The organism is Shewanella acanthi (assembly GCF_019457475.1).
GTDB classification, from domain to species: domain Bacteria; phylum Pseudomonadota; class Gammaproteobacteria; order Enterobacterales; family Shewanellaceae; genus Shewanella; species Shewanella acanthi.
Genome location: NZ_CP080413.1, coordinates 2,119,864 through 2,145,598, shown reverse-complemented (window position 1 = coordinate 2,145,598; position 25,735 = coordinate 2,119,864). Strand labels below are relative to the sequence as shown.

Below are 25,735 nucleotides of genomic sequence, written 5' to 3'. Positions count from 1 at the left end.
TACGCCACATTCCTTGCTAGGATCGCAGCTTTCGATGCTAGCAATGGAATTTGGTTTTGAACTCTGACACTCATCCGCTATCGAGCGCTTTTCTCAAGCAGTGCTTTCAAAGTGATGCCTCGCGGATCCGCCGCCGTTTATTTAAGCTCAATAAAGAAGCCGATTCTGATAAGAAAACCCAAGAATTAGCTAAACTTGCTGAGCAGGCGCAAGCAGCGTTCGAAAAGGTAGAGCAACGTCTTAAGGCTCGCCCTAAAATCCATTATCCCGACAATTTGCCCGTGAGCGGCATGCGCGATGAAATCGCTAAAGCCATCAGTGAGAACCAAGTCGTGATTATCGCCGGTGAAACGGGGTCGGGTAAAACCACCCAGCTTCCTAAAATCTGTTTGGAATTAGGCTTAGGCAGCCGCGGATTTATCGGCCATACCCAACCAAGGCGGTTAGCGGCGCGCAGTGTGGCGAGTCGTGTTGCCGAAGAATTGCAAAGCCCGCTCGGCGAAGTCGTCGGCTTTAAGGTGCGTTTCGCCGATGCACTCAAGAGTGAGTCCTACATTAAGCTGATGACCGACGGTATTTTACTGGCGGAGCTCACATCGGATCGCTATTTGGATCAATACGATACAATCATTATCGACGAGGCGCACGAGCGCAGTCTTAACATCGATTTTATCTTGGGTTACTTAAAGCAAATTCTTAAGAAGCGCCCCGATCTCAAAGTTATCATCACCTCGGCAACCATCGATGTAGAGCGTTTCTCTAAGCATTTCAATAATGCGCCTATTATCGAAGTCTCGGGCCGTACCTATCCGGTTGAAACCCGCTATCGCCCATTAGTGCAAGACAGCGAGGCAGATCTCGACCAAATCGAAGGTATCTTTGCTGCTGTTGATGAGCTAGTGGCCGAAGGTCTTGGCGATATTCTGATTTTTATGAACGGTGAGCGTGAAATTCGCGATACCGCTGAGCAGTTATCTCGACGTAATTACCGCGATACCGAGATTTTGCCGCTGTATGCGCGGCTTTCCTACGGTGAGCAATCGAAGGTCTTCAGTAGTCACACTGGCCGTCGCATTGTACTGGCGACTAACGTGGCTGAAACTTCATTAACTGTGCCCGGCATCCGCTATGTGATTGACCCAGGTACGGCGCGTATAAGCCGTTATAGCTACCGCACTAAGGTGCAGCGTCTGCCAATTGAGCCGATTTCACAGGCGAGTGCTAATCAGCGCCAAGGTCGCTGCGGCCGTGTTGGGCCAGGTATATGTATTCGTTTATACGACGAGGCGGATTTTAATAGCCGTCCAGCCTTTACCGATCCTGAAATTCTGCGAACCAACCTTGCATCGGTTATTTTGCAGATGCTCTCGATTGGCCTCGGCGATATCGGTGCATTCCCTTTTATTGAGCCGCCCGATGCGCGTCATATCCGCGATGGTTTCTTACTACTTGAAGAATTACAGGCGGTTAAGCAGCAGAAGGGAAATCTGGTATTAACGCCGCTGGGGCGTCAATTATCGCAAATTCCGGTAGACCCACGCTTGGCGCGCATGGTAGTCGAGAGTCATAGCCTTGGCTGTTTACAGGAAGTGTTAGTGATTGCCGCGGGCCTGTCGATTCAGGATCCGCGCGAGCGTCCGATGGATAAAAAGCAGGCGTCCGATGAGGCCCATCGCCGCTTTGCTGACGCAAATTCCGACTTTGTCGGCTGGGTCAATCTGTGGCAGTACTTGAAAGATCAACAAAAGGAATTATCCGCCAGTCAGTTCCGTAAAAAGTGCCGCGATGAATACCTAGCGTACCTGCGCGTGCGAGAATGGCAGGATTTATATACTCAGCTTAAGCAGGCGGTGCATGACCTTAAGTGGCGTTTAAATGATACGCCAGCAAGTTACGATGCGCTGCACCGCGCGTTGTTGTCTGGACTACTAAGCCATATCGGCTTTAAGGACAATAACAACGAATATTTAGGTGCCCGTAACCGCAAGTTTTTTGTGTTCCCAGGTTCGCCCTTAGCCAAAAAAGGCCCTAAGTGGATCATGGCCGCGGAGCTGACAGAAACATCTAAACTCTTTGCCCGCTGCTGCGCCAAAATTGAGCCAGAGTGGCTCGAGCCATTAGCCGTGCATCTGATTAAAAAGAATCACTTAGAGCCCCATTTTGAGGCCAAGCAGGGCAGTGTGATTGCGCTTGAAAACCAAGTGCTCTATGGCCTAACTGTTGTGCACCGCCGCCGTGTGCAATATGGCCCGATTAATCCCATTGAAGCCCGTGAGATTTTTATCCGTAGCGCGCTGGCCGAAGGGCAACTGCAGACGAAAGAAGCCTTCTTTATTGCTAACCAAAAGCTGCTCGAGGACGTTGAAGCACTTGAGCATAAATCACGTCGCCGCGATATTTTGGTGGACGAGCAAGTGCTGATGGATTTCTATGAGCCACGTATTCCCGAGGGCATTTACAATGCGCCTAAGTTTTTTACCTGGTGGAAGGAAGCGCGCCGCACTCAGCCCGACTTACTCGATTTTAATAAGTCACTGTTAATGCAGCGCAGTGCCGATCATATCTCTGCGCTCGATTTCCCGGACAGTTGGCATAAGGGCAATATCCGCCTGCAGCTTAGCTATCATTTCGATCCGGCTGCCACAGATGATGGTGTTTCAGTGCATATTCCGGTGGCGCTACTTAATCAAATCGATGATACCGATTTCGATTGGCTGGTGGCGGGAATGCGTGAGGAGAAATGTGTCGCGCTAATTAAATCCCTCCCTAAGGGATTAAGACGTAACTTTGTGCCCGCGCCGGATTATGCCCGCGCCTGTGTGCAGGCGATGCAACCCTTTAGCGCCAGTATGCTCGATGCCATGTGCAAACAGTTACTGCGCATGAGTGGCACTAAGGTCACGCCTGAGGATTTTGATTTAACTCAGCTAGGGCAGCATTTACAGGTCAATTTTAAGATTGAGGACGACAAGGGTAAGTTAATTGCCGAAGGTCGGGTGCTTGATACCTTAAAAGCCGAGCTGCAGGGCGTAGTAGCCAAGGCCATTCGTCAGGTAGCGGATAAGGGCATTGAGAAAGAAGCGTTGACCGAATGGTCATTTGGCGACTTACCGAAACAGTTTGAGCAGCAAAAGGGTAATTATCAGGTGCGGGCATTTCCTGCGCTAATTGATAATAAGGATTCAGTTGCTATCAAATTATTTGATGATGAATTTGAGGCACAATCAGCCCACCGCCAAGGTTTAAGACGACTGCTGTTACTCAATATCCCATCACCGGTAAAACACCTGCAGCAGGCGCTGCCTAACAAGGCAAAACTGGCGATGTATTTTAATCCTTTTGGCCAAGTGCAGATTCTGATTGATGACATTATTGCAGCGGCGGTGCAGCAACTTCTCGATGAGAAAGCGCTCGATGTGCGTGATGCGGCGCAGTTCGAACAAGCTAAGGATTGGGTGCGTCAGGAGCTTAATCCTAAGGCTGAACAAATCGCGTTAAAGGTTGAGCAAATCCTCACAATTTACCAAGCGATTAAAAAGCGCACTAAGGGTAAAATTAGTTTAGATGTCGCCTTTGCGATGAGTGATATTCAAAGCCAATTAGACCATTTAGTGTTCAAGGGATTTGTTGAGGCCTGTGGCTGGGAACGGTTAAGCGATGTGGGGCGCTACCTAAAGGCAATTGAAACCCGTATCGAGAAACTGCCCGTAGATCCGACCCGTGACCGTTTGCATATGCAAAGTATCACTAAGGTGCAGGATGCACTCACTGCGCAATTGGCTAAGGTGCCACGCTCGCAGCCCACCCCCGCTGCACTGATTGAGGCGCGCTGGATGATCGAAGAATACCGTGTGTCTTGCTTTGCCCAGGCACTTGGTACCGCATATCCGATTTCTGAAAAACGGATTTTAAATCATATCCTGCTAAGTTAATTTCGCGTAACGATTCACGTCATTTACTTTACCCGTTAAGAAAGCCGAGTCAGTGTCGTACTGACTCGGCTTTTTTATCTAGAGGAGAAAGGTGATTGGAAAATCCGTATCTTTAGCTTCTTTTTCTTAACGAGTTGTTGTCCGTTCACGACTTCACACTAGCAAGGCCAACAATGTTCTTGTGTTCAGTGATTTATATTCCCCGCTTAAGCCATTTCTTAATCAATCTGCGTCATTCCTAATCAGTTAATTCAATTAAAAGCTACTCAAATAACTTGTTAAAGTACTTAAAAACCATGAGCTAACTGAAAATATCGCTAAATAGATGATCTGGATCAACTCAGGCTCGGTTTACCAATTACGAGGTATACAGTTTGTTAACAGCTTAATGCTATGATTGCTATGTAGATCAAAGATGTAATCGATATACCTTTTATTCCTGCATTGGCGAGAGAGTTATCCATCACAGGAACCGGTCTCTTGGAGGACGCATGAGTGCTAACAGCGCAGCAGAAAAATCCTTAGAACTTAAAATTTTTATCTTTTTAACCGTATTTCTTGCACCACTGCTTTCGGTGTTGCTGGTCAGTGGATTGGGCTTCGCCATTTGGTTTAGCCAAATATTTACCGGTCCACCTGGGGCAGGTTAACTCAAAAAAGAACAATAACTACAGGTTTTTATGCGGAGTGTCAGATGAGTAAAGAGCTTCATATCACAAGTCTCGTGGTGCAAGTTATGCCACAGAAAATGGCAGACGTTAGGCAGCACATTATGGCGATTGAAAATGCCGAACTCTCTGTCAATAACAACGTAAAACTCGTTGTCGTACTTGAAGGTGATTCCCAACGTGCCTTGATGGACGGTATCGAAAAAATCAATGCCATTCCTGGCGTCCTATCCGCCACCATGGTTTACCACCAGAGTGAACAACTCGAAGAAGGTGAAGAATGAACATGAATAGACGTGACTTTATCAAAGCGAATGCCGTGATTGCTGCAGCCGGAGCTGCAGGCTTAGCCCTACCTGCTGGGGCAAGTAATTTGATCACCAGTTCTGAGCAAACCAAATTAGAGTGGAATAAAGCGCCGTGCCGTTTTTGTGGTACCGGATGCTCGGTTATCGTGGCCACCCGTGATGGCAAAGTGGTTGCCACCCATGGCGATGCCAACAGTGAAGTTAACCGTGGTCTGAACTGTATAAAAGGCTATTTTTTATCGAAAATCATGTATGGCAGCGACCGTTTAACCACGCCAATGCTGAGAATGACCAATGGTCAATATGACAAACACGGTGAGTTTACCCCCATCAGTTGGGATAGCGCTTTTGATATCATGGCGCAAAAATGGAAAGAGACGATTAACGCTAAGGGACCAACAGCGGTGGGCATGTTTGGTTCTGGCCAATGGACTGTGTGGGAAGGTTATGCTGCCGTTAAATTGATGAAGGCAGGTTTTGGCTCTAACAATATCGACCCGAATGCGCGTCACTGTATGGCTTCTGCGGTTGTGGGCTTTATGCGTACCTTCGGTATCGATGAGCCAATGGGCTGTTACGATGATATGGAAGCGGCTGATGCCTTCGTGCTTTGGGGCTCCAATATGGCCGAAATGCACCCAATTCTGTGGACTCGCGTGACTGATCGTCGCCTCAGTGCTCCCCATGTAAAAGTGGCAGTGCTGTCTACCTTCGAGCACCGTTCATTCGATTTAGCGGATATCCCTATGGTGTTCACGCCGCAAACCGACTTGGCCATTCTAAACTTTATCGCTAACTACATCATTCAAAACGATAAAGTGAATTGGGACTTCGTGAACAAACACGTCAACTTCCACAAAGGTACCACAGACATTGGTTACGGTTTACGTCCAACTCATCCGCTTGAACAAAAAGCCAAAAATGTGAAGACGGCGGGGGATTCTACCCCAATCGACTTTGATACCTTCAAGTCGTTTGTCGCTGAGTACACGGTTGAGAAAGTCAGTAAGATGTCAGGTGTGCCAGAGGATAAGTTGATTGCACTGGCTAAATTGTACGCCGATCCCGATACTAAAGTGACCTCATTTTGGACCATGGGCTTTAACCAACATACCCGTGGTGTGTGGTGTAATAACCTGATTTATAACATTCATTTACTGACAGGTAAGATTTCAACGCCCGGTAACAGTCCGTTCTCCTTAACCGGTCAACCTTCGGCCTGCGGTACTGCCCGAGAAGTCGGTACCTTCTCACACCGTCTACCAGCAGATATGGTCGTAACGAATCCTGAGCACAGAAAACACGCTGAAGAGATTTGGAAAATCCCAAGTGGCATTATTCCGCCAAAACCGGGCTACCATGCGGTTGAACAAAATCGCCGCCTGAAAGATGGCGACTTGAACTGCTACTGGGTGCAAGTGAATAACAATATGCAAGCTGGCCCGAACATCAATGAAGAAGGGCTTCCAGGCTATCGCAATCCCGCTAACTTTATTGTTGTCTCCGATGCTTACCCAACGGTTACCACTCAAGCCGCAGATTTAATTCTACCCACCGCAATGTGGGTTGAAAAAGAAGGCGCCTATGGCAACGCCGAACGTCGTACCCAGTTCTGGCACCAAATGGTACAAGCACCGGGCGAGTCCCATTCGGATCTATGGCAGTTAATGGAGTTCTCAAAACGCTTCACCACCGATGAAGTGTGGCCGAAGGAAGTGTTAGCGGCCAATCCTGAGTTTAAGGGCAAAACCCTATTCGAAGTGTTGTACATGAACGGTAATGTCGACAAATTCCCACTGAGTGATACCGATCCTAAGTTTATGAATAACGAAGCTAAACACTTTGGCTTCTACGTGCAAAAAGGCTTGTTTGAAGAATATGCGACCTTTGGTCGAGGTCATGGTCACGACTTAGCGCCGTTCGATGCCTACCACGAAGCCCATGGTATTCGCTGGCCAGTTGTCGATGGTAAAGAAACCAAATGGCGTTTCCGTGAAGGAAGTGACCCCTATGTTAAACTAGGCAAGGGTTTTGAGTTCTACGGTAAACCCGATGGTCGCGCGGTCATTTTTGCCCTGCCATTTGAGCCACCAGCGGAATCGCCCGATGACGAATACGATATCTGGTTATCAACAGGTCGAGTGCTGGAGCATTGGCATTCTGGTTCAATGACACAACGCGTACCTGAACTCTATCGTGCCTTCCCCGATGCGGTGTGTTTTATGCACCCTGAAGATGCGAAAAAACGCGGTTTACGCCGTGGCGATGAAGTTAGAGTTATCTCTCGCCGGGGTGAGATTAAAACCCGTGTTGAAACCCGTGGTCGTAACAAACCGCCAGTGGGTTTAGTGTTTGTGCCTTGGTTTGATGCCAGCCAGCTGATTAATAAAGTCACCCTTGATGCGACAGATCCGCTGTCAAAACAAACCGACTTTAAGAAATGTGCTGTGAAAATCGTCAAGGCATAAGGAGTACAGGATGAAAACATTCAAATTAATTTCAACACTGGGTTTACTGGCCTTCGGCACATTGATGATGAGCGGCGTATCGGCAAACAGTATTCCCGATGACAAAATCGATACTCTACGTAAGGCACCGATCGATGTTGAGTTGACACCGCCAGCGATGCAAGCGGTGCTCAATAAAGACGTTAAGCAAGTGCGTAATTACCCAATGCAGCCACCCGTTATCCCGCATAAGATCGATGGCTATCAGCTCGATCTAAAGGTCAATAAGTGTATGGCTTGCCATGCGAGACACCGCACTGGCGAGTCTCAAGCACCTATGGTCAGTGTGACTCACTATATGGATAGGGATAACAACTTTTTAGCAGAGCTTTCTCCAAGACGTTATTTTTGCACTCAATGTCATGTGCCTCAGTTAGATGCAAAACTGTTGGTCGAGAACGACTTTGTGGATATGGATCATCTGATTAAAGCCAATGCAGAACAGAAAAGCCATTAGGAGTCAGCATGTTAGATAAACTCAAAAAAATCTGGCAAGTGCTTAATCGTCCAAGTGTGCACTATAGTTTAGGGTTTTTAACCTTAGGGGGCTTTATTGCGGGGGTGATCTTCTGGGGTGGTTTTAACACGGCGCTGGAACACACTAACAGGGAGGAGTTTTGTATCGGTTGCCACGAAATGGAAAATAACGTCTATCAAGAGTTACAGACGACCATCCATTTCACCAACCGCAGTGGTGTGAGAGCAACGTGCCCAGATTGCCATGTGCCGCATAACTGGACAGATAAAATTGCCCGTAAGATGCAAGCATCGAAGGAAGTGTGGGGCAAAGTGTTCGGCACCATTAATACCCGCGAAAAGTTTGAAAGCAAACGTCGCGAGTTGGCAGAGCATGAATGGGATAGGTTAAAGGCGAATGACTCACTCGAATGTCGTAATTGCCATAACTTTACCTATATGGACTTTACCAGACAGTCTCCAAGGGCCGCGCAGATGCACTCGACATCCTTAGCCAGTGGCGAGAAAACCTGTATCGACTGTCATAAGGGCATAGCGCATCATTTACCCGATATGTCAGGGGTGAAAGGCTTCTAGTCTGTAATGACCATCCTTTAAAAAGGCCAAGCTTTTGCTTGGCCTTTTGTTTAGGTTCAAGCTGCAAATACAAAGGGCGCATTGCGTTATTACTCCTCAATGCGCCCATCTACTTATAGATTCATACCCGCCACTTTGATTATTGCCGTTGAACAATCATCAAAACCGCTTCGACGAAGTGTGATACTTATACTCGGTTAAAGCTGCTTAAAGCGAATGGCGGTGCCGCCACTGCTTGCCATGTTAAGAGTGAGACTGTCCTTTGCATTCACTTCTTTGGTTTCAATAACATAGTCGTAGGGATTGGTTTTCCAATCGGCCTTAGCGCCGTCGCGGTAAATTTGCGCCTGATAACGTTTAGCGGGTTCGAGGAAATCCAGTTTGATCGTGACATTACGCGGCTTCTCATCGGTCAGCGCCCCCAAGAACCAATCCTTTTGCGCCTTGTCTTGACGGGCAAAGACCACGTAATCACCGACTTCCCCCGCAAGGGCGATACTTTGATACCAATCCGTTGGAACATCGCGGATAAACTGAAACGCATCCATGTGTTTACCGTAATTGCGTGGTAAATCTGCTGCCATTTGGATTGGGCTGTAAAGTACGACATAGAGGGCGAGCTGTTTCATCAGTGTGGTTTGCACGCGATTTTCGGCGTCTAGCCCTTTTGGCGCGAGGTCGAAAATGCCCGGCGTAAAGTCCATTGGACCTGCTAGCATACGGGTGAAAGGCAACATGGCCGTGTGTTCAGGGCTGTTTGGTGGGCTGCCCCAGGCATTGTATTCCTGACCTCGGGCACCTTCGCGGGCAATCCAGTTAGGGTAGGTACGGCGCAGGCCTGTGTCTTTAATCGGCTCGTGGGTATTGATGCTGATATGGTGTTTTGCCGCCTCAAGGACGTTATTTAAGTATTCACCCACCATAAATTGGCCATCGTGCCATTCCTTACGGGCGATGCCATGCTCGTCGATGCGTTTGATATTACCGCCGTCCGCCACATAACCCGTTTTGACTTGGGTGATGCCGTGTTTCTCATAGAGGGCGAAGGCATCTTCCATTTGTTTACGATAATGGGTGACTGAGCCTGCGGTCTCATGGTGACCTATGAGGCGCACGCCTTTTTTAGCGCCATAGGCGGTAATGGCGGACAGATCGAAATCATCGTAGGCTTCGGTGAAGCTGAATTGATCGCCATTATGGAACCAATCACCGTCCCAGCCTTTATTCCAACCTTCGACTAACACGCCATCGAAATTGTACGTGGCGGCAAAGTCCATATAGCGCTTGGTTTCACTGGTGGTGGCGCCGTGGCTTGGGCCAGAACCCCAGGTATTTTCATTGAGATGCATTCCCCACCAAATACCGACGTATTTTCCCGGTTTCACCCAAGACACATCACCTAATTTATTCGGCTCATTTAAGTTGAGGATGAGACGTGAATTGAGTAACCCCGTCGCTTTATCGGCAATTTGAATGGTTCGCCACGGGGTATAAAAACCTGCGTGGGTTTTAACGCGAATGCCATCTGACCAAGGCGTGAGATCGGCTTTTAACTTACCGTCACGCTGCTGATCTAGCGTCATCGCTGCATAGTCCACCAGCGCTGCCTCGTGGATACTTAAATGTGTGCCATCGCCGAGCTTAAAGGTGAAAGGTGTATGCACCCGGTCGATTTGATTAAGGCTTGTCGTGCGATACAAGTATTCGTAGCGGTTCCAGCCGCGGGATGGGATCCACCAGGCTGTGGCCTTATCGCTTTGGCCTACGTTGAACTCGGTGATCTCATCGGTGATATTAAGCGGTGTTCCTGCGGGAAGGGCTGATTGTGCCGCTAAGTAGTAGCGAAAACCAACACCATCATCAAAAGCTTTGAATTCGAGGGTTAAGTCATATTTGCCATTGCTTAACACTGTGGTGAGCGAGTTATGGTGATCGCGGATCCATTCCTGCTCGCCCCAAGGTTGCTGCCAAGTCTGGTCTGCGGTTTGACTTTGGCTCGATTTTATCTGCATGCCTTGGCCAAGTTCACCTAGGGTTGCAAACACCAACCCTAAACGGCTTGGCTCAATAACGGTTTTGCCATGGAAACTCACCTGATACTCGGGTTTGCCAGTATCATCACTGAGGCGAATTTCTATTTGTTTATCGGGGGAACTAACACTGACGGTTTGCGCCATGGCCTGCGATGCAAAAAAACTGCCGATAGTGAATGCAACGAGTGAGGGGGTGAAGGTCTTAGCTAGGCATTTTGAGGCCATGCCTCTTGGTTTACGGGTGAATGGTCGAATAAACATTCCCTGATCCTTGTTTTTATAATGAATTTGGCTAATTGAATACTAGTGTCGATGGCTTTTTTGCCGCAATGGTTTGCATACGTATTCAGTTGGTCAGGTCGGTTGAGTGACTTCTAAGGAAATCAAGGGATGTGCTGGTTCACATACTCGGGTAGAATGCGCGGCTTTAAAGGGCTCTACGTGGGGTTTTGCCGTGAAAATCAGTCAGCGACTACAGCAAATAAACCAAATGGTATTAGGCGAGTACGATCATATTTGGGATTGCTGCTGCGATCATGGATTACTCGGCATGTTATTACTGCAACGACAGGCAGCACCGACTGTGCATTTTGTCGATTGCGTTGAGCCCATAATGACTAAACTCATGGTGGCTTTAGCACGGTTTTTCCCAGAGCAACAAGCCAAAAGCACCTCTAAAGCTCAAGCTTCTATGCCCTGTGATGCTTTACATGACAACAGGGATAAACAGCAGCAAAGCTGCTGGCAGGTGCATTGCCAAGATGTGGCTGCATTACCCTTAGACCTTTATGGTAAAGAGGCTAAACACCTGATCATTATCGCCGGTGTGGGTGGTGAGTTACTGGTGCAGTTGGTCGACGCAATAGTGCGAGCCCATCGGCATTTTGACCTCGAATTTATTTTGTGTCCCGTACATCATAATTATTTTGTGCGTGAGTCATTGGCAGAGTTGGGGTTGAGTCTTAAATCTGAACTGTTACTCGAAGAAAATCGCCGTTTCTATGAGATTTTGCATCTCACCAATATCCAGCCACAGGATGAAGAGGCTCTACAGGACGCCTTAATCATGCCAGCAGGCTCACACATGTGGCGAAATTTAAGCCTCAATGCTAGCGCCAAGGCGAAGGCGTATTTAGAGCAAACTATTCATCATTACCAGCGCATTCCCGAGAATAAACTCACCCAGAGTCAACGGATTGTTGAATCCTACCAAGCGGTTTTAGCTGAGGTGACTGGCAAAGGTAGTGTTAACTAGCGTAAGTTATTACCTAAGTAAACTTCTGCCTTGGCATATAACCCCATAAGTGATGTGACATAATAAGAGCGACAGAAATGCGACTACTTAAATCGACCCAAGATCCCGCAGTTAACTTGCGAACGGCAAGGGTATTCTATCGCCGCGCTGCACGCGCCATTGTGTTATCTGGGGAAGATATTTTGCTGCTTTATACCCAAAAGTACCGCGACTATAGTTTGCCGGGTGGCGGGATTGATGATGGCGAAAGTCTAGAGCAGGGGCTTATCCGAGAAGTGCAGGAAGAAACTGGGGCGCTTTTTGTTGAAGTATTGTCTCCCTTTGGGCGTTATATTGAGTTTCGACCTTGGTATCGAAGTGGCTTTAATGTCGTCAATATGGAGTCATTCTGCTATCAATGCCGTATTGATACCTCCTTAGGGGATAGGGGACTTGGGGAAACGCGTTTCGAGGCCCATGAAATTAAAAATGGGATGCGCCCCGAGTGGATCAATATTCATAGGGCGATTGCCCATAACGAAGACATTATTCAGAACCATCCGCAAAAGGGTCAATCGATAGAGCGGGAAACCTTTTTACTCAAGCGTATTGTGGCAGAATTGTTTTAGCCTTCTATTGTGCTTGCTGCAGGTTGATCAGTAGCCATTAAATACAAAAGGCCCGCATGATGCGGGATCTTTTGTATTTAATCACATGCTAATCAAGATTCAATTTTGACAGCGAATATGACCTACCGAATTAGATGACGGTTAAGTACACACAACAGAAATGACTCAGCGCACCCGCTAACACAAATAAATGCCAAATTGCGTGGTTATAGGGAATGCGTTTACCCACATAGAACACCACCCCAAGGGTGTAGAATACTCCGCCCATCAACAAGAGTGTGAAGCCTAATTCCGACATAGCTGCGGTCAAATCACCAATGACGGTCACACATAGCCAGCCCATGGCAAGATAGAGCACCAGACTTAACTTTTTAAAGCGATGAATAAAAAGAGTTTTAAAGAGGATCCCCGCGATCGCCAGCGTCCAAATAGCGCTTAAGATGATGGTCGAAAGTTTACCCGGCAAACAGATAAGCATTAGTGGGGTGTATGTCCCTGCAATTAACAGGTATATGGCGCAGTGATCGGCGATTTTGAGTTTATGCTTAAGGGCATTGCTGGTAACACTGTGATAAAGCGTTGAACTTAAAAACAATAGAATAAAGCTTAAACCATAAATAATTACGCCTGTAAGCTGAACTTGATTTAAGTGTTCGCCCCCTTTTTGTAGCATCAAGCATAAGCCTATGACGCCTGTAATAACGCCAAGACCGTGACTGACACTGTTGGCAATCTCTTCGCTTAGAGTATAGCCACTAATATTTAATGGTTTTTCTGTTTTTATTGGGGTTTGGGTCATGCTTTGGCTTGGCATAGGGCGAATTCAATAGTGGTCGAGATGTTATCAGTCTAACAGTAGATAGTATTGAAATCTATATTCGGCTTACACTTGTAAGCTAATTTTTGTGGCATCACAAATCTTGCTTTAGCGTGGGTTAGGCAGACAAAGGGTTATTTAAGGATGGGGAAGTCTGCTTGGCGTAAGGGCTAATGGTTCTTTAGTCATCTTAAGTAACCACTGCAGTGAGGATGGCCCAGTTAGTGTATTTGTCACTGTACTTTGCATTTGAGCTGGTTAATAATTAACCCTATGTTCAACAATGATTGACAGACCATTATGCAAATTCAATCCGCTTATGCATCTGGCCTACAAGGCTTGCAAACCGCTCAATCAGGTCTTACCCAAGCAACGATTGATGTGGCTAAACCAGCGCCATCCCAAACGAGTTCTCCTCAAGATCCAACGCAGGCCGTTGAGCAAGTTGATAAGATATCAGCGCTGTTGTCGGCGAATGAATCCTTAAGGTTAGGTGAGGCCTCGGCTAAGGTGCTCGAAACCGATTCTGAAACCATCGGAACCTTGATTAATATTAAGGTGTAATTATGGCGCTATCTGCCGGCATTGGAGTGGTATCTTCCAGCGTTGGAGCGACATCCCCTACACATGGGGCAGACAAAACCGCTGCACAAAATAAGCCTTTTTTAAGCCATCCCTCCAATCGTGCACCGAATTTAGTTAATACTGTTTCTTCCAGCAGTGATGTGAGTCATTTGAGTGGCAATGCAATAGCAAGCTTGCAAATCGACGCTCCGGCTACCACGCAATCCAATGTGATTCCTTCCACTGTTTTTTCATCTGTTCTTGATGTCGCGAGTACTGAACTTGCGAGCGGAGCAAAAGCGACATTACATGCTGAATTCAGTGGTTTTAATTTACTCACAGGTGCTAGCACCATTGGCAGTATGCGAGAAGGGCAAATCGTTACCACTCCTGCGGTGACATCAGTTACGACAAAACCGATTTCAAGCATTGACTCGGTAACGACGGGAGGCATTACTACCGTCGGCTATTCAACTATTACACCCGTCATTCCCTTTAACACTGCATCTCCCAGCCCAATATTTGCTGCCTCAACGGGAGTTAGCCGTGTGCCTTCAAAGATAACTCCGTTAGCCGATATTTTTACGGGGGAGGTTCCAGCTAATTCAGTTGCTAGCCAAGCGCCTTTTACGCCCTTTGATAATTCCGTCTCAAAAGCTGCAAGCGAAGAAACTATTCGTGGCGCTTCAACTACGCAAACCGAGTCCATAGCAGATGACATTCAAGCTGTAGCGGATAAGCGACAACAGAGGCAACAAGCATTAGCCGCCATTTTTAACAAGGAGCAACATCAGGCTCAAAACCAAGAAGAACAAGAGAGTACCGAGGCTCAGCAAAAAGCGGCGCAGGATCAACAAAAAGACCAAATTAATAAGGTTAAGGAGCAGGCTGCGGCACAGCAGCAGGCACAGCAGCAGGCACAGCAGCAGGCACAGCAGCAGGCACAGCAGCAGGCACAGCTGAATGCATTAAAATCCCGTGATGCTGAGGTCAAAGCCCACGAACAAGCCCATGCCACCGTCGGCGGGCAATATGCCCAAAGTCCCAGTTTTAAATATGAAAATGGTAGCGATGGTCAGCGATACGCAACAGATGGTGAAGTCCAAATCGATGTATCTGCCGTTGCAGGCGATCCACTGGCAACCATCACTAAGATGAAGCAGGTATACGCTGCCGCCATGGCCCCTGTGGATCCTTCATCTGCTGACTTAAGGGTAGCGGCCGAGGCCTTAAGTAAAATTAACGATGCTAAAGCGAAATTGGCAGAAGAGCGGCAGTCTCAGGTTATCGAGCCTGAAACGGCACAAACCTTGATTGGTGCGCAGGCCGAAATCGACCAACTGCCTTCCATTGAACCCCGTAAAATTGCAGTGTCTGGTGAGGTAGATGCCAATGGCAATATCGTTCCTGCGCCTGAATCACCTACATTAGTTTCCGAGACGGTCAATCGACTGAAACAAACCATTGCGAAGCCAGTTGCAAATGCAATTAACGCTAACGCGGTAGAGGGTGAAAATCGTGTTGACGCTAAATCTATCGAATTGCCAACGGCAACCTTAGCTGTAAAACAAGATACACTTGATGTCAGCGAAGAGAAGTCTGAAGTCGAGTTACCTTCCCACGCCGCCGATCGCGAGGCGCAGCAAAATGCCTCGGTGCGTTTTTATCGTAATGTTTATGATAATGAAACCTGGGCGAGTGGTAAGGGCAGCACGTTAGAGGCGGCTGAAACAACCCGCCCCTCAGTGTTAGCGTCAAATAAGGGAAGCCAACAGGAGCATCGCGGGCTATTTAATGCTTCCACGATAGGGATCCACAGTGCGCAATTACTGGATATCAGTGCTTAAGCTTTATGTAAACAGTGCAAGCGATTATTCAAGGCGTTAATGACTTAATTGCGACATTGACTTCCCATTAATTCTAAACTGGCTATGGAACTTTTTGCCAAGGTAGGATTAACCTTTTTCCGACTCATCAATGCCGTGGTGCTTTAATATCAAGGATGCCAGCAATCTTGAAGCGGGCCCCTGTTGATCGCGATTTGGGATCACGAGGCTTAACATAATGCGGCGTTTTTGACTGCCCTTAAGGTGTAAGCGTACTAATTTTCCTGCGGCGAGTTCCTCTTGTACAAGAAAGGCAGGGATCCAACAAAAACCAATCCCTTGTTTGAGAATGGCTTTAGCTTCATGGAAGTTAGATACCGTCCAGCGCTGCTCGGCCTTTAACCAGCCAATATCGATATTGGACTGAACTCCAGTATCTTTAATCACGAGCTGCAGCTGTTGGGCGAGTAGTTTATCGTCTTCGAGTATGCCCATCTCCGCCAAGGGGTGGCTCGGATGGCAAACAAGGTGCAGCTCCTGCTCACACAAGGGTTCAGATAAATAGCCCTTAGGTGGAATCCCCGCGCAAATGGCAATATCGACTTTGTTTTGCAGTATCAACTCTTGGGTGCCCGTAATCACCGAATCGAGCATGATGATCCGAGTGCCGCGACTCTCAGGTAAAAAGTCATTGAGTGCACATACTAAACTTTCCATGGGATAGATTATTTCACGGGCGATGGTGAGGGTAGGCTCCCATCCCTGTTCTAAATTACTCGCCAGTTGCTCTAACTCGGTAACGGCTTGGGTTACATGACGAGAGCGGCGCAATAATACTTCACCCTGGGCCGTGAGATAGGCTTTGCGCCCCTTAACCTCAAGGAGTTCAATCCCTAACTGATGCTGTAACTTTGCCACGGCATGGTTAAGTGAAGACTGGCTCTTATTGAGTTTCTCTGCCGCTTGTGCATAACCACCGTAATCCACGACAGCCTGTAAAATACGCCATTGTTCAAGGGTCGATTTCGCGCGGTGCATATATATCCTATTTAATGCCTGTAGGGCTCCATTAACGTCGCTGGCAATTAAGTCGCTATTGGCAACATTGATGTTGATGTAACGAGTTTAGCATTGGTGTCTGCTTTATCATTCGGCGGGCCACTTTATCGCTATATAGTGACAAGCCAAGATCATTTGTTCAATCACTGAAAACCTTTGTCATGACCTTAAACTTATATGTATGGCGAAGGCATTAAAGCAGGCATGTTAGCCCTGAATCTATCTTTGGCTTAGCCTTAACGTGCTCTAACCTTGTTATTCTTTGGATAAGTGAACTGGCATCGGTGGGCTCGCCAATGACGGCTTTAAGCTGCTCATTAATATCAAGAGAAGCCTCATTAATCACCAAAACTTCAAATAACTTGGCTTGATCATTACAGTTTTTAGAATACTCAAACAGAAGACTTGCCACTGCATCCTGCCATAGGGATTGATAATAGAGCGGGCCTTCGTTTGCGATGGCATTGAACGAATAGGGATAGTCCAGCGTATTCGGCCATGCTTGACCAAAGCTTTTAATAAACTCTTGGTTTAAATCGATGTTTAATGGGGCTTGCGTTGACTGATAAAAGCTTAATGCAACTTTCGCCCTAAAGACTTGTAGCTGTTTGCGATAGGCGCTAGCGAGGGCATCTCGGGAATGGGCAAGCTGTTCTACATCGGCAACCATTTGAGCTTTTAAGGCGTTAGCCAACCATATACGGGAAATTTGCTCGCTATCTTGGCTCGTTCCTCGGGTATTGTTGATATAAAAATGCGCACCGCGGGCAAGACTTGTGACCGACGCGGTCACGGCTTCAATAAAGTCGTCACGATCCCGCGAGTTTCTAAGCTCGGGTTTTAAATCCAGTGCCTGTTGGCCAAACTGTTGACCAATTACACTCTGGCGCAACCGGGTTTGGTCATTGTGTTTAATACTGTCATTGAGGTTAATGTAAAGCTCCCCGAGTAATCGCTGCTGGTGGTATACCCGAACTAATTTTTGTTTGTTTTCAGTCGTTGCTGCTTTGATTGTTGATTGGGAAGGGGAGTCGCTGCCAATCTTTGTCTCTAACTCTTGTTCGAAAACATCTTCAAATTCAAGTCCCCAACGGCCTAATAGTTTAAATGCATTCGCTAATTGCTCGGCAGTATTGAGTGACTTAAATTTAGCGGCAGGTAGATTTGCCAAATCTTGGCCGATATTCCAAGGAGTTGTCGCAACCAGTTGGGTTTGGCTTTCCAAAAAGTCCATTACTAGGCTGGGCTGAGATAACTGCTCAAAACGTAAACTGTAGCTGGCGTAATCCTTGAAGCCAGCTTGGTTGGCCATTTCTTGTCTGAGCGCCAAAATTTGCATTAACGCTGCTTGATTATGGCGCCGTGCACGACCTTGATAGGCTTGCCACAGCGTGGCTCGACACTGTGCATCTTGTTGTTTAAGCAGATAACTGGCGATAGTTTGCGAAAAATCGACTTGTGCAGGGTCATTGACCGCCATCGTATTTTCTGCTGGTAAGGTACACTTGGGCTCTTGAATATCGAGGGTAAATTGTTGACTGCTTAAGCCATTGCGAATGCCCGCCTGTGCGGTATGCAGCTTAGCCTTTTCCGCCATGCTGAGATGTTGACTCTTTAGTATTAACAGCTGTTTGCCAAGTTGCTGTTGCTCGTTATTGCCGTTTATCAAATCCTTGGCTAATGCAGTAAATGCTGCTTGGTTTATGAGCTGCGAGAGGGAGTCCGCAAGGTGTAACTGGCATTGTAACAAGCCTTGCCGCTCTTCGGCGGAAAGGGGAAAACCTCGGTAATAGCCGAGCCTTTCGTTGATATTATTGAGCCCGATAGTTTGCTGCTCAAACACCAGCGCCCGCTGACTAACACTTAAGGTGTGCTCGCCGATGTTGAATTTTGTTGCCGTTTTTTTGAACTCATCGTTCAAATCAATGCTTGGAAGACGCAGGCATTGCTCGACCAATAAGGGAACTGGGCTTGGGGCTGCAACGACATTGGCAGTGAAAACATGGCCAAAGCCAATAAGGCTTGCCAGCATGAACATTTTTGCATGAGGTTTTACGGTGGGTAACAGCGTGCGCATCCGTTGCCTTGAGTGATGAATCCTAAAGATTAACATGGTCTGCATAAAACGCCTTTTTGCCATCAATGTCAAATGCGCGGCGAGTGTGAATAAAAATTTTAGTATGTCGGCTGAAATCCCTTAACACCGTCGAAACGATTTTATTCACGCCATGCAAATATAATAAAACGCCTAGGTATGTGTCATGTCCTAGGCGTTTTATGGGCCAAGCGATTGGCTTTGCGCTTTTGTGGCTTAGCGCTGTGTCGATTAAATTAAATCCTGATTCGGCTGATTTTTTATCGCAATGATGGTGGCCCGTTTTGGCGCGGGATAACCTTCGACGGTTTTGGTTACATCGTTTGGGTCAAGGTATTCAGCCAAGGATTCGTTTGGCATCCAACTGGTGCGGCGCTGCTCATCGAGAGTCGTCACATCGGTATCCACGCAGCGAATATCGGTAAAATCGCACTTTTTAAGCCATAGCATCAACGCGGCAACCGAGGGGATAAACCACACGTTATTCATTTTGCCGTACCTGTCCTGTGGAACCAGCACCGCATTTTCATCGCCGTCGATGACGAGGGTTTCTAACACTAACTCACCGCCCATACGCAGTTGATCGCGCAGTTGCAGCAGATGATCGATAGGGGATTTACGGTGATACAGTACACCCATGGAAAACACGGTGTCGAAGGCATCCAGCGGCGGCAGTTCTTCAATTCCAAGTGGCAATAAATGCACCGGATGATGTTCACCACTAAGGCGCTTAACTGCCTCAAACTGACATAAAAACAGCGGCGAAGGGTCTATACCCACCACGCGTTTTGCGCCAGCACCGAGCATTCGCCACATATGATAACCACTGCCACAACCCACATCTAACACGGTACGGTTTTTTAAGGGAGAAATATGTGGACTAACGCGGTCCCATTTCCAATCACTGCGCCATTCGGTATCGATATGCACGCCGTGGAGATGGTAGGGGCCTTTGCGCCAAGGCATAAAGAGGCGTAGCAGGTTTTCTAATTTTTCTTTTTCACCCGGACTTAATTGCTCGCCGCTGCCCACGGTTACGCTATCGACAAAGTCGACTGTATCTGGTGCGGGATAGTGCAATTTGTTCAGCACCTTTTCCCACTTCGGCAAGTTGCCGTGTTTGTGTTCACGTTGCCATTTGCCAAGAATTGAAGGCAGGGTTTCTAACCAATGTTGCAGGTTAGAATCGGCAATTTGTTGGTAAAAGGAGCTAAAGCTAATCACTTGATGGCCACCATTGAAGCAAAGTTAAAACATTGGAACCACAGACTCACGTGACTGAACCCTTGGCGAGTAAGACGTTCTTGATGGATGGCAAAGGTATCTGGTTTCATCACATTTTCAAGGGCGCTACGTTTTTGACTGATCTCAAGCTCGCTATAACCGTTAGCGCGTTTAAAATCGAGGTGTAATTCTTCGAGTAGTGACTGTACCGGCGCATCGTCAAATCGGAGTTTTTCCGATAATACTAAGATACCACCTGGAATTAATCCCCGATAGATTTTAGCAATGAGTGCCTCTCTGTCTTCAGGGGGCAAAAATTGCAGGGTAAAATTGAGCACGACAAGGGAGGCGTTGTTAATTTCGATATCGCGGATATCACCACAAATCAATTCAACCGCGGTGTCACTCACATAGGCGTTGAGATTTTCTTGGCAGCGGGTCACCATGGACTCACTGTTGTCGACCGCGATGATACGGCAGTCTCGGCCGTGGATTTGACGGCGAATGCTTAGGGTGGCCGCGCCAAGTGAACAACCCAGATCGTAAATTTGGGTATTAGGTTTGACGAAACGATCCGCAAATTCGCCTATAGTATTAATAATTTGCGTATATCCAGGCACCGAGCGGCGGATCATGTCACTAAACACGCCGGCAACGCGGTTATCAAACTGGAAATCGCTAATATGGTCGCTCGGTTGAGCGTAGATAGTATCTTGGGAAGTGTTCATCTGGGCCATCTCGAAAATTCAACCCAGCATTTTAACGAATCCCGTTGACTAGCAGCAAGTCTCAGGTTAGTAATTTGCGGCATTTTTATGTGTAATAGACACAATAACCGTTTTAATACACTGTACATCAAGTACTAGGGATAGCTTTTGAAGTTCGTGTTACCACTTCTGTCGATGCTGTTTTGTTTGGCTTTGGGTTATACCCCTAAGGCAAGTAGCGAAACACACTCTCCTCTGATAATTGTGATGGGGGAAGACACGTTTCCCTATCAATATGTGGATAACGAGGGGGAACCGACGGGATTATTGGTCGAACTTTGGAAGGAGTGGGGAAGACAGAACAACTCAGAACTGGTGTTTGTGGCGCGTCATTGGCAAGACTCCCTTGAACAACTCGAGCAGGGTAAAGCTCAAATTCACATTGGCATGGGACAAACCCCTGAACGCGAACAGCGCTTCGATTTTGCTGAGCCGATTTCCGATGTTGGCACCTACCTTTATCTGCATAAATCGTTGCAGGGTAAAAAAAGTATTCATGAACTGATCCCTTATCAAATCGGCATTGTGTCTGGTTCTTCCCATGAGGAAGAATTACGCCGTATTGAACCTCAAATTGCGTTTAAGTACTACGAGAGCCGTGAAAAATTATTGGCAGGCGTCGCTTCCGGCGAAACCGTGGTGTTTGCGGGACTTGAAGGTTATCTTAAAGATCCCTATGCGGTGCAGGCAATTGCGGCCAATTTTCCCGTGAATCAGCGGATCCAAATCAAAGCATCGCATTTTGTACCTGCGGTAAAAAAAGGCAACAGCGCACTTATCAAGCAAATTAATCAGGGGTTTAAGCGGTTAGACCCGCAGATCATTCGACAATTAGAGCGACGTTGGCTCGGATACTACAGACAAAATTCAGGTTTAGTGATTGCGATGCACCTTGGCGTAGAACCCTTTGTCGATGTGGGCCTCGACGGCTTGCCCCACGGGTTGTTTGTCGATATGTGGAAATTGTGGTCCGAAAAAACAGGCATCACGATCGATTTTATTTCCGGTGACATGAATACAAGTGTTAATGATGTGCGACTTGGACTGGCTGATGCACATATAGGTTACCCAGAAAGTGATGAGCTTAAGACGGGGCTTAATCGTGCATGGCCCCTATACACGGTTAAAAGCAGACTGTTTATGTTTGAACCGGTTTCGGAGTATGAGAAAGATTTATTAGGAAAACGCATAGGTGTACTGCCGACATCCACCTATCTGGTTGAGCTTAAAAAGGCATTACCCGATGTCACGTTTCGATACTACGACAGCCTAGAATCGATGGTTGAAGCATCTCAAAAAGGTGACATAGCAGGGTTTATGGCGCCAAGCGCGTGGACCGCCCACTATCTGCTGATGCATAAAAGCTGGGCTCAATTTAGCCAATATCCCGCACTGGAGTTTTTAACGCAGGTGTATGTGTTAACCCGCAGTGACGATCCTGGGTTAGCGCAACGGATAGTCAATGGCTTTAATAATATTAATGTGCAGGAATTTGCACGTCTCGAACAGAAATGGATGTTAAATCCTCGGGATCACATCTTTAAAATGGAGGATAAGTCGCAGTTATTATTGTCCGAAGCGGAGAAAGAGTACTTAGCAGGACTTAATGCGCTCAAACTCGGTTATCTAAAGCAGTGGCCACCGATGGAATTTAGTGATGCAAAGGGGCAATTTTCGGGAATTAATAGTGACATTGCAAAATTAATCGCGGACGAACTGAATATCACAATTGAACCTGTTGCCTTTAAAGATTGGAATGAGTTAATCGCTGCACTTCAGCGCGGCGACATTGATCTTGCAGGCAGCGTTGCGAAAACCGCGGAGAGGCAACAGCGTTTGGCGTTTAGTGATCCCTACTGGCCATCCCCTTGGGGGCTTGTGTCCACGTTGGAGCATGTGGCCATGTTCAATATGAGTCAACTCGCCGGTCAACGTGTAGCTGTAGTAGAGGGCTATCATCTGGTCGCCCAATTGATGGCGTTGCAACCTAGCCTAAAATTAATCATGGTTCCCAATGTCGATGCGGGACTCGAGGCGGTCGCCAAGGGCAAGGCGGATGTTTTTATTGATAAAGTGATTACCTTGGCATCCGAGCTCAAACAACAAGATTATCCCAAGCTTAAAATGGCATTACTGAGCGATTTGACGGAGCAGCAGAGCCATTTTGGCTTTAGTACCCAACTAAGTCCGTTAGTGCCTTTGGTGAATAAAGCCCTAGAGCGACTTGATTCGCAGCGGCAACAACAGATTTATAATCGCTGGGTAACAGAGTCGACGTTTGATACATCAGTCTCTGGCCTTAAATGGTATAGCTATTTGCTGGGGCTGCTTATCCTATGTGGTCTCTTATTGTTACTTTGGGGCATGAATCGACGCCTTAAGGTCGAAATGGCGTTGAGACGATCCGCTGAAAGTCGTTTACAGCATGCCCATGACCATGACAGCTTAACGCGACTACCTAATCGGCTGTTATTCGACGATAGATTATCCCAAGCGCAGCTTTTCCATACCCGCGAACACTGTCATTTTGCATTGCTGCTGATAAACCTTGACCGTTTTAAGAGGGTCAATAAACAGTTTGGCCATGGTGTGGGGGACGCGCTACTGCAAAGTGTGGCCGAGTTACTTGAGCAAAGCTGCCGCGATTCAGACACAGTTGCGCGTCTTGGCGATGATGAATTTGCTATATTACTGCAGCGGGTACAGAGCCGTGATGCAGCCGGGCAAGTGGCCGATAATATCCTGCATGCTTTGTCGAAGACTTTTGTTATTGAGGGCGCAAAAGTCCAGATTGGTGCCAGTATTGGTGTAGTATTATATCCTGACGATGCGGATACCTCGGCTGACTTACTCAACAAAGCGTCGAGTTTACTGCAGGACGCCAAATCCGATGGTGGTCATTGTTATCGTGTTGCTTGATGCTTTTTTGAACGCTCATGCAAATATCGTGATATCCCCACTAGTCAAGGGCCTAAAACTGTTTGATACTTCACCGCCTAAGAGTCAAGTACTTTGGTAATCGGTATTATTTGACTATAATGCCGCTTTTACTCGTTTTGATTGTTTCCAAAGCACCGGTTTGTGGATAAAGGATAGAGTTAGATGCGCAGTCATTATTGTGGAGACGTCAATAAGTCTCACGTTGGTCAAGAAGTTACCTTGGTAGGTTGGGTTAACCGTAGTCGTGATTTGGGTGGCGTTGTCTTTTTAGATTTAAGAGACAGAGAAGGTCTCGTCCAAGTGGTTTATGACCCAGACTTGCCAGCGGTGTTCGACGTTGCCAGCACCCTGCGCGCCGAGTTTTGTGTTCAGGTAAAGGGTATCGTACGTGCTCGTCCTGACAGCCAAGTTAACTGTCAAATGAAGACCGGTGAAATCGAAGTATTAGGTAAAGAACTGACCATCATTAACAGTTCAGAGCCGCTGCCACTGAGCTTAGATAACTACCAAAACAACAGCGAAGAACAGCGCTTAAAATACCGTTACTTAGATTTACGTCGTCCAGAAATGGCGCAACGTTTAATTTTCCGTGCCAAGGTCACCAGCGCAGTACGCCGTTTCCTTGACTCAAACGGTTTCCTGGATATCGAAACCCCAATTTTAACGAAGGCGACCCCTGAGGGTGCGCGTGACTATTTAGTACCAAGTCGTACTTACAAAGGTCAATTCTTCGCGCTGCCACAGTCTCCACAGCTGTTCAAACAGTTGCTGATGATGTCAGGGTTCGACCGTTACTATCAAATCGTAAAATGCTTCCGTGACGAAGACTTACGTGCTGATCGTCAGCCAGAATTCACTCAGATCGATATCGAAACCTCATTCATGACATCAGAACAAGTGATGGCAAAAACTGAGGAAATGATGCGTGGTCTGTTCCTAGAGCTACTGAACGTCGACCTAGGCGAATTCCCACGTATGACCTACAACGAAGCGATGCGTCGTTTCGGTTCAGACAAGCCAGATTTACGTAACCCATTAGAGCTGGTGGACGTGGCTGATTTGCTGAAAGAAGTCGAATTTGCCGTGTTCTCTGGCCCTGCGAACGACGAAGAAGGTCGTGTTGCTGCGCTGCGTATCCCAGGTGGTGCTAGCTTGTCCCGTAAGCAAATCGACGATTACACTAAGTTTGTTGGCATCTACGGTGCTAAGGGACTAGCGTGGATGAAGCTAAATGACCTGACCCAAGGTTTAGAAGGCATTCAATCTCCAGTGCTTAAGTTCTTAAATGAGAGCATTGTGAACGAAATCATTAGCCGCACCGGCGCACAGACCGGCGATATCATCCTGTTTGGTGCTGACAATGCGACTGTGGTGGCAGAATCGATGGGTGCACTGCGTCTGAAAGCCGGTGAAGACTTCAACCTGCTTGAAGGGCAGTGGCGTCCACTGTGGGTAGTTGACTTCCCAATGTTTGAGAAAATCAACGGCAGCTTCCACGCGGTTCACCATCCATTCACGTCACCTCGTGGTGTCACGGCAGCAGAACTTGAAGCAAACCCAGCAAACCGTGTATCCGATGCCTACGACATGGTACTGAACGGTTGTGAATTAGGGGGTGGTTCAGTGCGTATCCACAGCCAAGAAATGCAATCTGCGGTATTCCGTATTCTGGGTATTACCGACGAAGAAGCAAAAGAGAAATTTGGTTTCCTACTCGAAGCGCTGCGCTACGGCACGCCGCCACACGCGGGTCTGGCCTTCGGTTTAGACCGTATTATCATGCTGATGACGGGCGCGAGCTCAATCCGTGATGTAATGGCCTTCCCGAAAACCACCACAGCGGCATGTCCATTAACCAATGCCCCAGGTTTTGCCAATCCTCAGCAACTGACTGAACTCGGTATTGCGGTGGCAAAGCCTGCTAAAACTGAAGAGTAATCTTAGGTTTTGATCTGACCCTATCAGATGTTAAGGTCAAATAAAGGTGATAGAAGTCAGACCGAGGCCTTTGCCTCGGTTTGTTTTTCTGATGTTTTTCAATTTTTATATAATTGTTTGAGCGTCATTTCATTTCTTATC

18 protein-coding genes are annotated in these 25,735 nt (G+C 47.3%); 12 read left to right on the top strand and 6 right to left on the bottom strand.

Going from position 1 to position 25,735, the window contains the following annotated elements; translation table 11 throughout:
* Positions 1 to 50 precede the first annotated feature (50 nt).
* From hrpA to K0H61_RS09340, 6 genes are all read left to right on the top strand, one after another.
* Complete coding sequence (gene hrpA, locus K0H61_RS09365; RefSeq protein WP_220048860.1) at positions 51 to 3,932, top strand: ATP-dependent RNA helicase HrpA; 3,882 nt, start codon at positions 51 to 53, stop codon at positions 3,930 to 3,932.
* A gap of 491 nt (positions 3,933 to 4,423) precedes the next feature.
* Positions 4,424 to 4,582, top strand: a complete 159-nt coding sequence (locus K0H61_RS09360; protein ID WP_011716898.1) for a periplasmic nitrate reductase, NapE protein — start codon at positions 4,424 to 4,426, stop codon at positions 4,580 to 4,582.
* A gap of 44 nt (positions 4,583 to 4,626) precedes the next feature.
* On the top strand, positions 4,627 to 4,884 hold the full coding sequence (locus tag K0H61_RS09355; RefSeq protein WP_220048858.1) for a chaperone NapD: 258 nt from the start codon (positions 4,627 to 4,629) through the stop codon (positions 4,882 to 4,884).
* A 2-nt stretch (positions 4,885 to 4,886) separates the two neighbouring features.
* A complete protein-coding gene (gene napA, locus K0H61_RS09350; RefSeq protein ID WP_220052612.1) occupies positions 4,887 to 7,376 on the top strand; it encodes a nitrate reductase catalytic subunit NapA in 2,490 nt (829 codons plus the stop codon).
* A gap of 10 nt (positions 7,377 to 7,386) precedes the next feature.
* Positions 7,387 to 7,872, top strand: a complete 486-nt coding sequence (locus tag K0H61_RS09345) for a nitrate reductase cytochrome c-type subunit (protein ID WP_220048856.1) — start codon at positions 7,387 to 7,389, stop codon at positions 7,870 to 7,872.
* A gap of 8 nt (positions 7,873 to 7,880) precedes the next feature.
* Positions 7,881 to 8,468: a cytochrome c3 family protein gene (locus tag K0H61_RS09340; protein ID WP_220048854.1), complete on the top strand. Its 588-nt coding sequence runs from the start codon at positions 7,881 to 7,883 to the stop codon at positions 8,466 to 8,468.
* Positions 8,469 to 8,665: 197 nt separating this feature from the next.
* On the opposite strand, the gene K0H61_RS09335 is transcribed toward K0H61_RS09340, so the two are convergent.
* The gene (locus tag K0H61_RS09335; protein WP_220048853.1) at positions 8,666 to 10,762 is read right to left on the bottom strand and encodes a glycoside hydrolase family 97 protein; all 2,097 of its coding nucleotides are present in this window, start codon (positions 10,760 to 10,762) and stop codon (positions 8,666 to 8,668) included.
* Between the two features lie 193 nt (positions 10,763 to 10,955).
* Between K0H61_RS09335 and K0H61_RS09330 the strand changes: the two genes are divergently transcribed.
* Both K0H61_RS09330 and K0H61_RS09325 read left to right on the top strand, forming a co-directional pair.
* Positions 10,956 to 11,756: a tRNA (adenine(22)-N(1))-methyltransferase TrmK gene (locus K0H61_RS09330; RefSeq protein ID WP_220048851.1), complete on the top strand. Its 801-nt coding sequence runs from the start codon at positions 10,956 to 10,958 to the stop codon at positions 11,754 to 11,756.
* Between the two features lie 77 nt (positions 11,757 to 11,833).
* Positions 11,834 to 12,364 (top strand): NUDIX hydrolase, encoded by a 531-nt coding sequence (locus K0H61_RS09325; RefSeq protein ID WP_220048849.1) that lies wholly within the window; start codon positions 11,834 to 11,836, stop codon positions 12,362 to 12,364.
* A gap of 130 nt (positions 12,365 to 12,494) precedes the next feature.
* On the opposite strand, the gene trhA is transcribed toward K0H61_RS09325, so the two are convergent.
* Positions 12,495 to 13,178, bottom strand: coding sequence for a PAQR family membrane homeostasis protein TrhA (gene trhA / locus K0H61_RS09320; RefSeq protein WP_220048847.1), 684 nt, complete (start codon positions 13,176 to 13,178; stop codon positions 12,495 to 12,497).
* A 303-nt stretch (positions 13,179 to 13,481) separates the two neighbouring features.
* Here trhA and K0H61_RS09315 point away from each other — a divergent pair, with 303 nt between their 5' ends.
* Both K0H61_RS09315 and K0H61_RS09310 read left to right on the top strand, forming a co-directional pair.
* Positions 13,482 to 13,745, top strand: a complete 264-nt coding sequence (locus K0H61_RS09315) for a chemotaxis protein (protein ID WP_220048845.1) — start codon at positions 13,482 to 13,484, stop codon at positions 13,743 to 13,745.
* Positions 13,746 to 13,747: 2 nt separating this feature from the next.
* Positions 13,748 to 15,592, top strand: a complete 1,845-nt coding sequence (locus K0H61_RS09310; RefSeq protein ID WP_220048843.1) for a putative metalloprotease CJM1_0395 family protein — start codon at positions 13,748 to 13,750, stop codon at positions 15,590 to 15,592.
* A gap of 108 nt (positions 15,593 to 15,700) precedes the next feature.
* On the opposite strand, the gene K0H61_RS09305 is transcribed toward K0H61_RS09310, so the two are convergent.
* From K0H61_RS09305 to cmoA, 4 genes are all read right to left on the bottom strand, one after another.
* Complete coding sequence (locus K0H61_RS09305) at positions 15,701 to 16,609, bottom strand: LysR family transcriptional regulator (RefSeq protein WP_220048841.1); 909 nt, start codon at positions 16,607 to 16,609, stop codon at positions 15,701 to 15,703.
* Positions 16,610 to 16,823: 214 nt separating this feature from the next.
* On the bottom strand, positions 16,824 to 18,752 hold the full coding sequence (locus K0H61_RS09300) for a M2 family metallopeptidase (RefSeq protein ID WP_258405932.1): 1,929 nt from the start codon (positions 18,750 to 18,752) through the stop codon (positions 16,824 to 16,826).
* Between the two features lie 204 nt (positions 18,753 to 18,956).
* Complete coding sequence (gene cmoB, locus K0H61_RS09295) at positions 18,957 to 19,949, bottom strand: tRNA 5-methoxyuridine(34)/uridine 5-oxyacetic acid(34) synthase CmoB (RefSeq protein ID WP_220048839.1); 993 nt, start codon at positions 19,947 to 19,949, stop codon at positions 18,957 to 18,959.
* Positions 19,946 to 20,677 (bottom strand): carboxy-S-adenosyl-L-methionine synthase CmoA, encoded by a 732-nt coding sequence (gene cmoA / locus K0H61_RS09290; RefSeq protein WP_220048838.1) that lies wholly within the window; start codon positions 20,675 to 20,677, stop codon positions 19,946 to 19,948. The genes cmoB and cmoA overlap by 4 nt, the downstream gene beginning before the upstream one ends.
* Before the next feature lie 147 nt (positions 20,678 to 20,824).
* Between cmoA and K0H61_RS09285 the strand changes: the two genes are divergently transcribed.
* Both K0H61_RS09285 and aspS read left to right on the top strand, forming a co-directional pair.
* Positions 20,825 to 23,635, top strand: a complete 2,811-nt coding sequence (locus K0H61_RS09285; protein WP_220048836.1) for a transporter substrate-binding domain-containing protein — start codon at positions 20,825 to 20,827, stop codon at positions 23,633 to 23,635.
* Between the two features lie 183 nt (positions 23,636 to 23,818).
* Entirely contained in the window at positions 23,819 to 25,594 is a 1,776-nt protein-coding gene (aspS, locus tag K0H61_RS09280) for an aspartate--tRNA ligase (protein ID WP_220048835.1), read from the top strand.
* Positions 25,595 to 25,735: the final 141 nt, after the last annotated feature.

What these genes read in the sequence shown, in the direction of transcription:
- K0H61_RS09360 (WP_011716898.1), top strand. Translation starts at nt 4,424, where the DNA reads ATGAGTGCTAACAGCGCAGCAGAAAAATCCTTAGAACTTAAAATTTTT.
- K0H61_RS09355 (WP_220048858.1), top strand. Translation starts at nt 4,627, where the DNA reads ATGAGTAAAGAGCTTCATATCACAAGTCTCGTGGTGCAAGTTATGCCA.
- napA (WP_220052612.1), top strand. Translation starts at nt 4,887, where the DNA reads ATGAATAGACGTGACTTTATCAAAGCGAATGCCGTGATTGCTGCAGCC.
- K0H61_RS09345 (WP_220048856.1), top strand. Translation starts at nt 7,387, where the DNA reads ATGAAAACATTCAAATTAATTTCAACACTGGGTTTACTGGCCTTCGGC.
- K0H61_RS09340 (WP_220048854.1), top strand. Translation starts at nt 7,881, where the DNA reads ATGTTAGATAAACTCAAAAAAATCTGGCAAGTGCTTAATCGTCCAAGT.
- K0H61_RS09335 (WP_220048853.1), bottom strand. Translation starts at nt 10,762, where the DNA reads ATGTTTATTCGACCATTCACCCGTAAACCAAGAGGCATGGCCTCAAAA.
- K0H61_RS09325 (WP_220048849.1), top strand. Translation starts at nt 11,834, where the DNA reads ATGCGACTACTTAAATCGACCCAAGATCCCGCAGTTAACTTGCGAACG.
- trhA (WP_220048847.1), bottom strand. Translation starts at nt 13,178, where the DNA reads ATGCCAAGCCAAAGCATGACCCAAACCCCAATAAAAACAGAAAAACCA.
- K0H61_RS09315 (WP_220048845.1), top strand. Translation starts at nt 13,482, where the DNA reads ATGCAAATTCAATCCGCTTATGCATCTGGCCTACAAGGCTTGCAAACC.
- K0H61_RS09310 (WP_220048843.1), top strand. Translation starts at nt 13,748, where the DNA reads ATGGCGCTATCTGCCGGCATTGGAGTGGTATCTTCCAGCGTTGGAGCG.
- K0H61_RS09305 (WP_220048841.1), bottom strand. Translation starts at nt 16,609, where the DNA reads ATGCACCGCGCGAAATCGACCCTTGAACAATGGCGTATTTTACAGGCT.
- K0H61_RS09300 (WP_258405932.1), bottom strand. Translation starts at nt 18,752, where the DNA reads ATGCAGACCATGTTAATCTTTAGGATTCATCACTCAAGGCAACGGATG.
- cmoA (WP_220048838.1), bottom strand. Translation starts at nt 20,677, where the DNA reads ATGAACACTTCCCAAGATACTATCTACGCTCAACCGAGCGACCATATT.
- aspS (WP_220048835.1), top strand. Translation starts at nt 23,819, where the DNA reads ATGCGCAGTCATTATTGTGGAGACGTCAATAAGTCTCACGTTGGTCAA.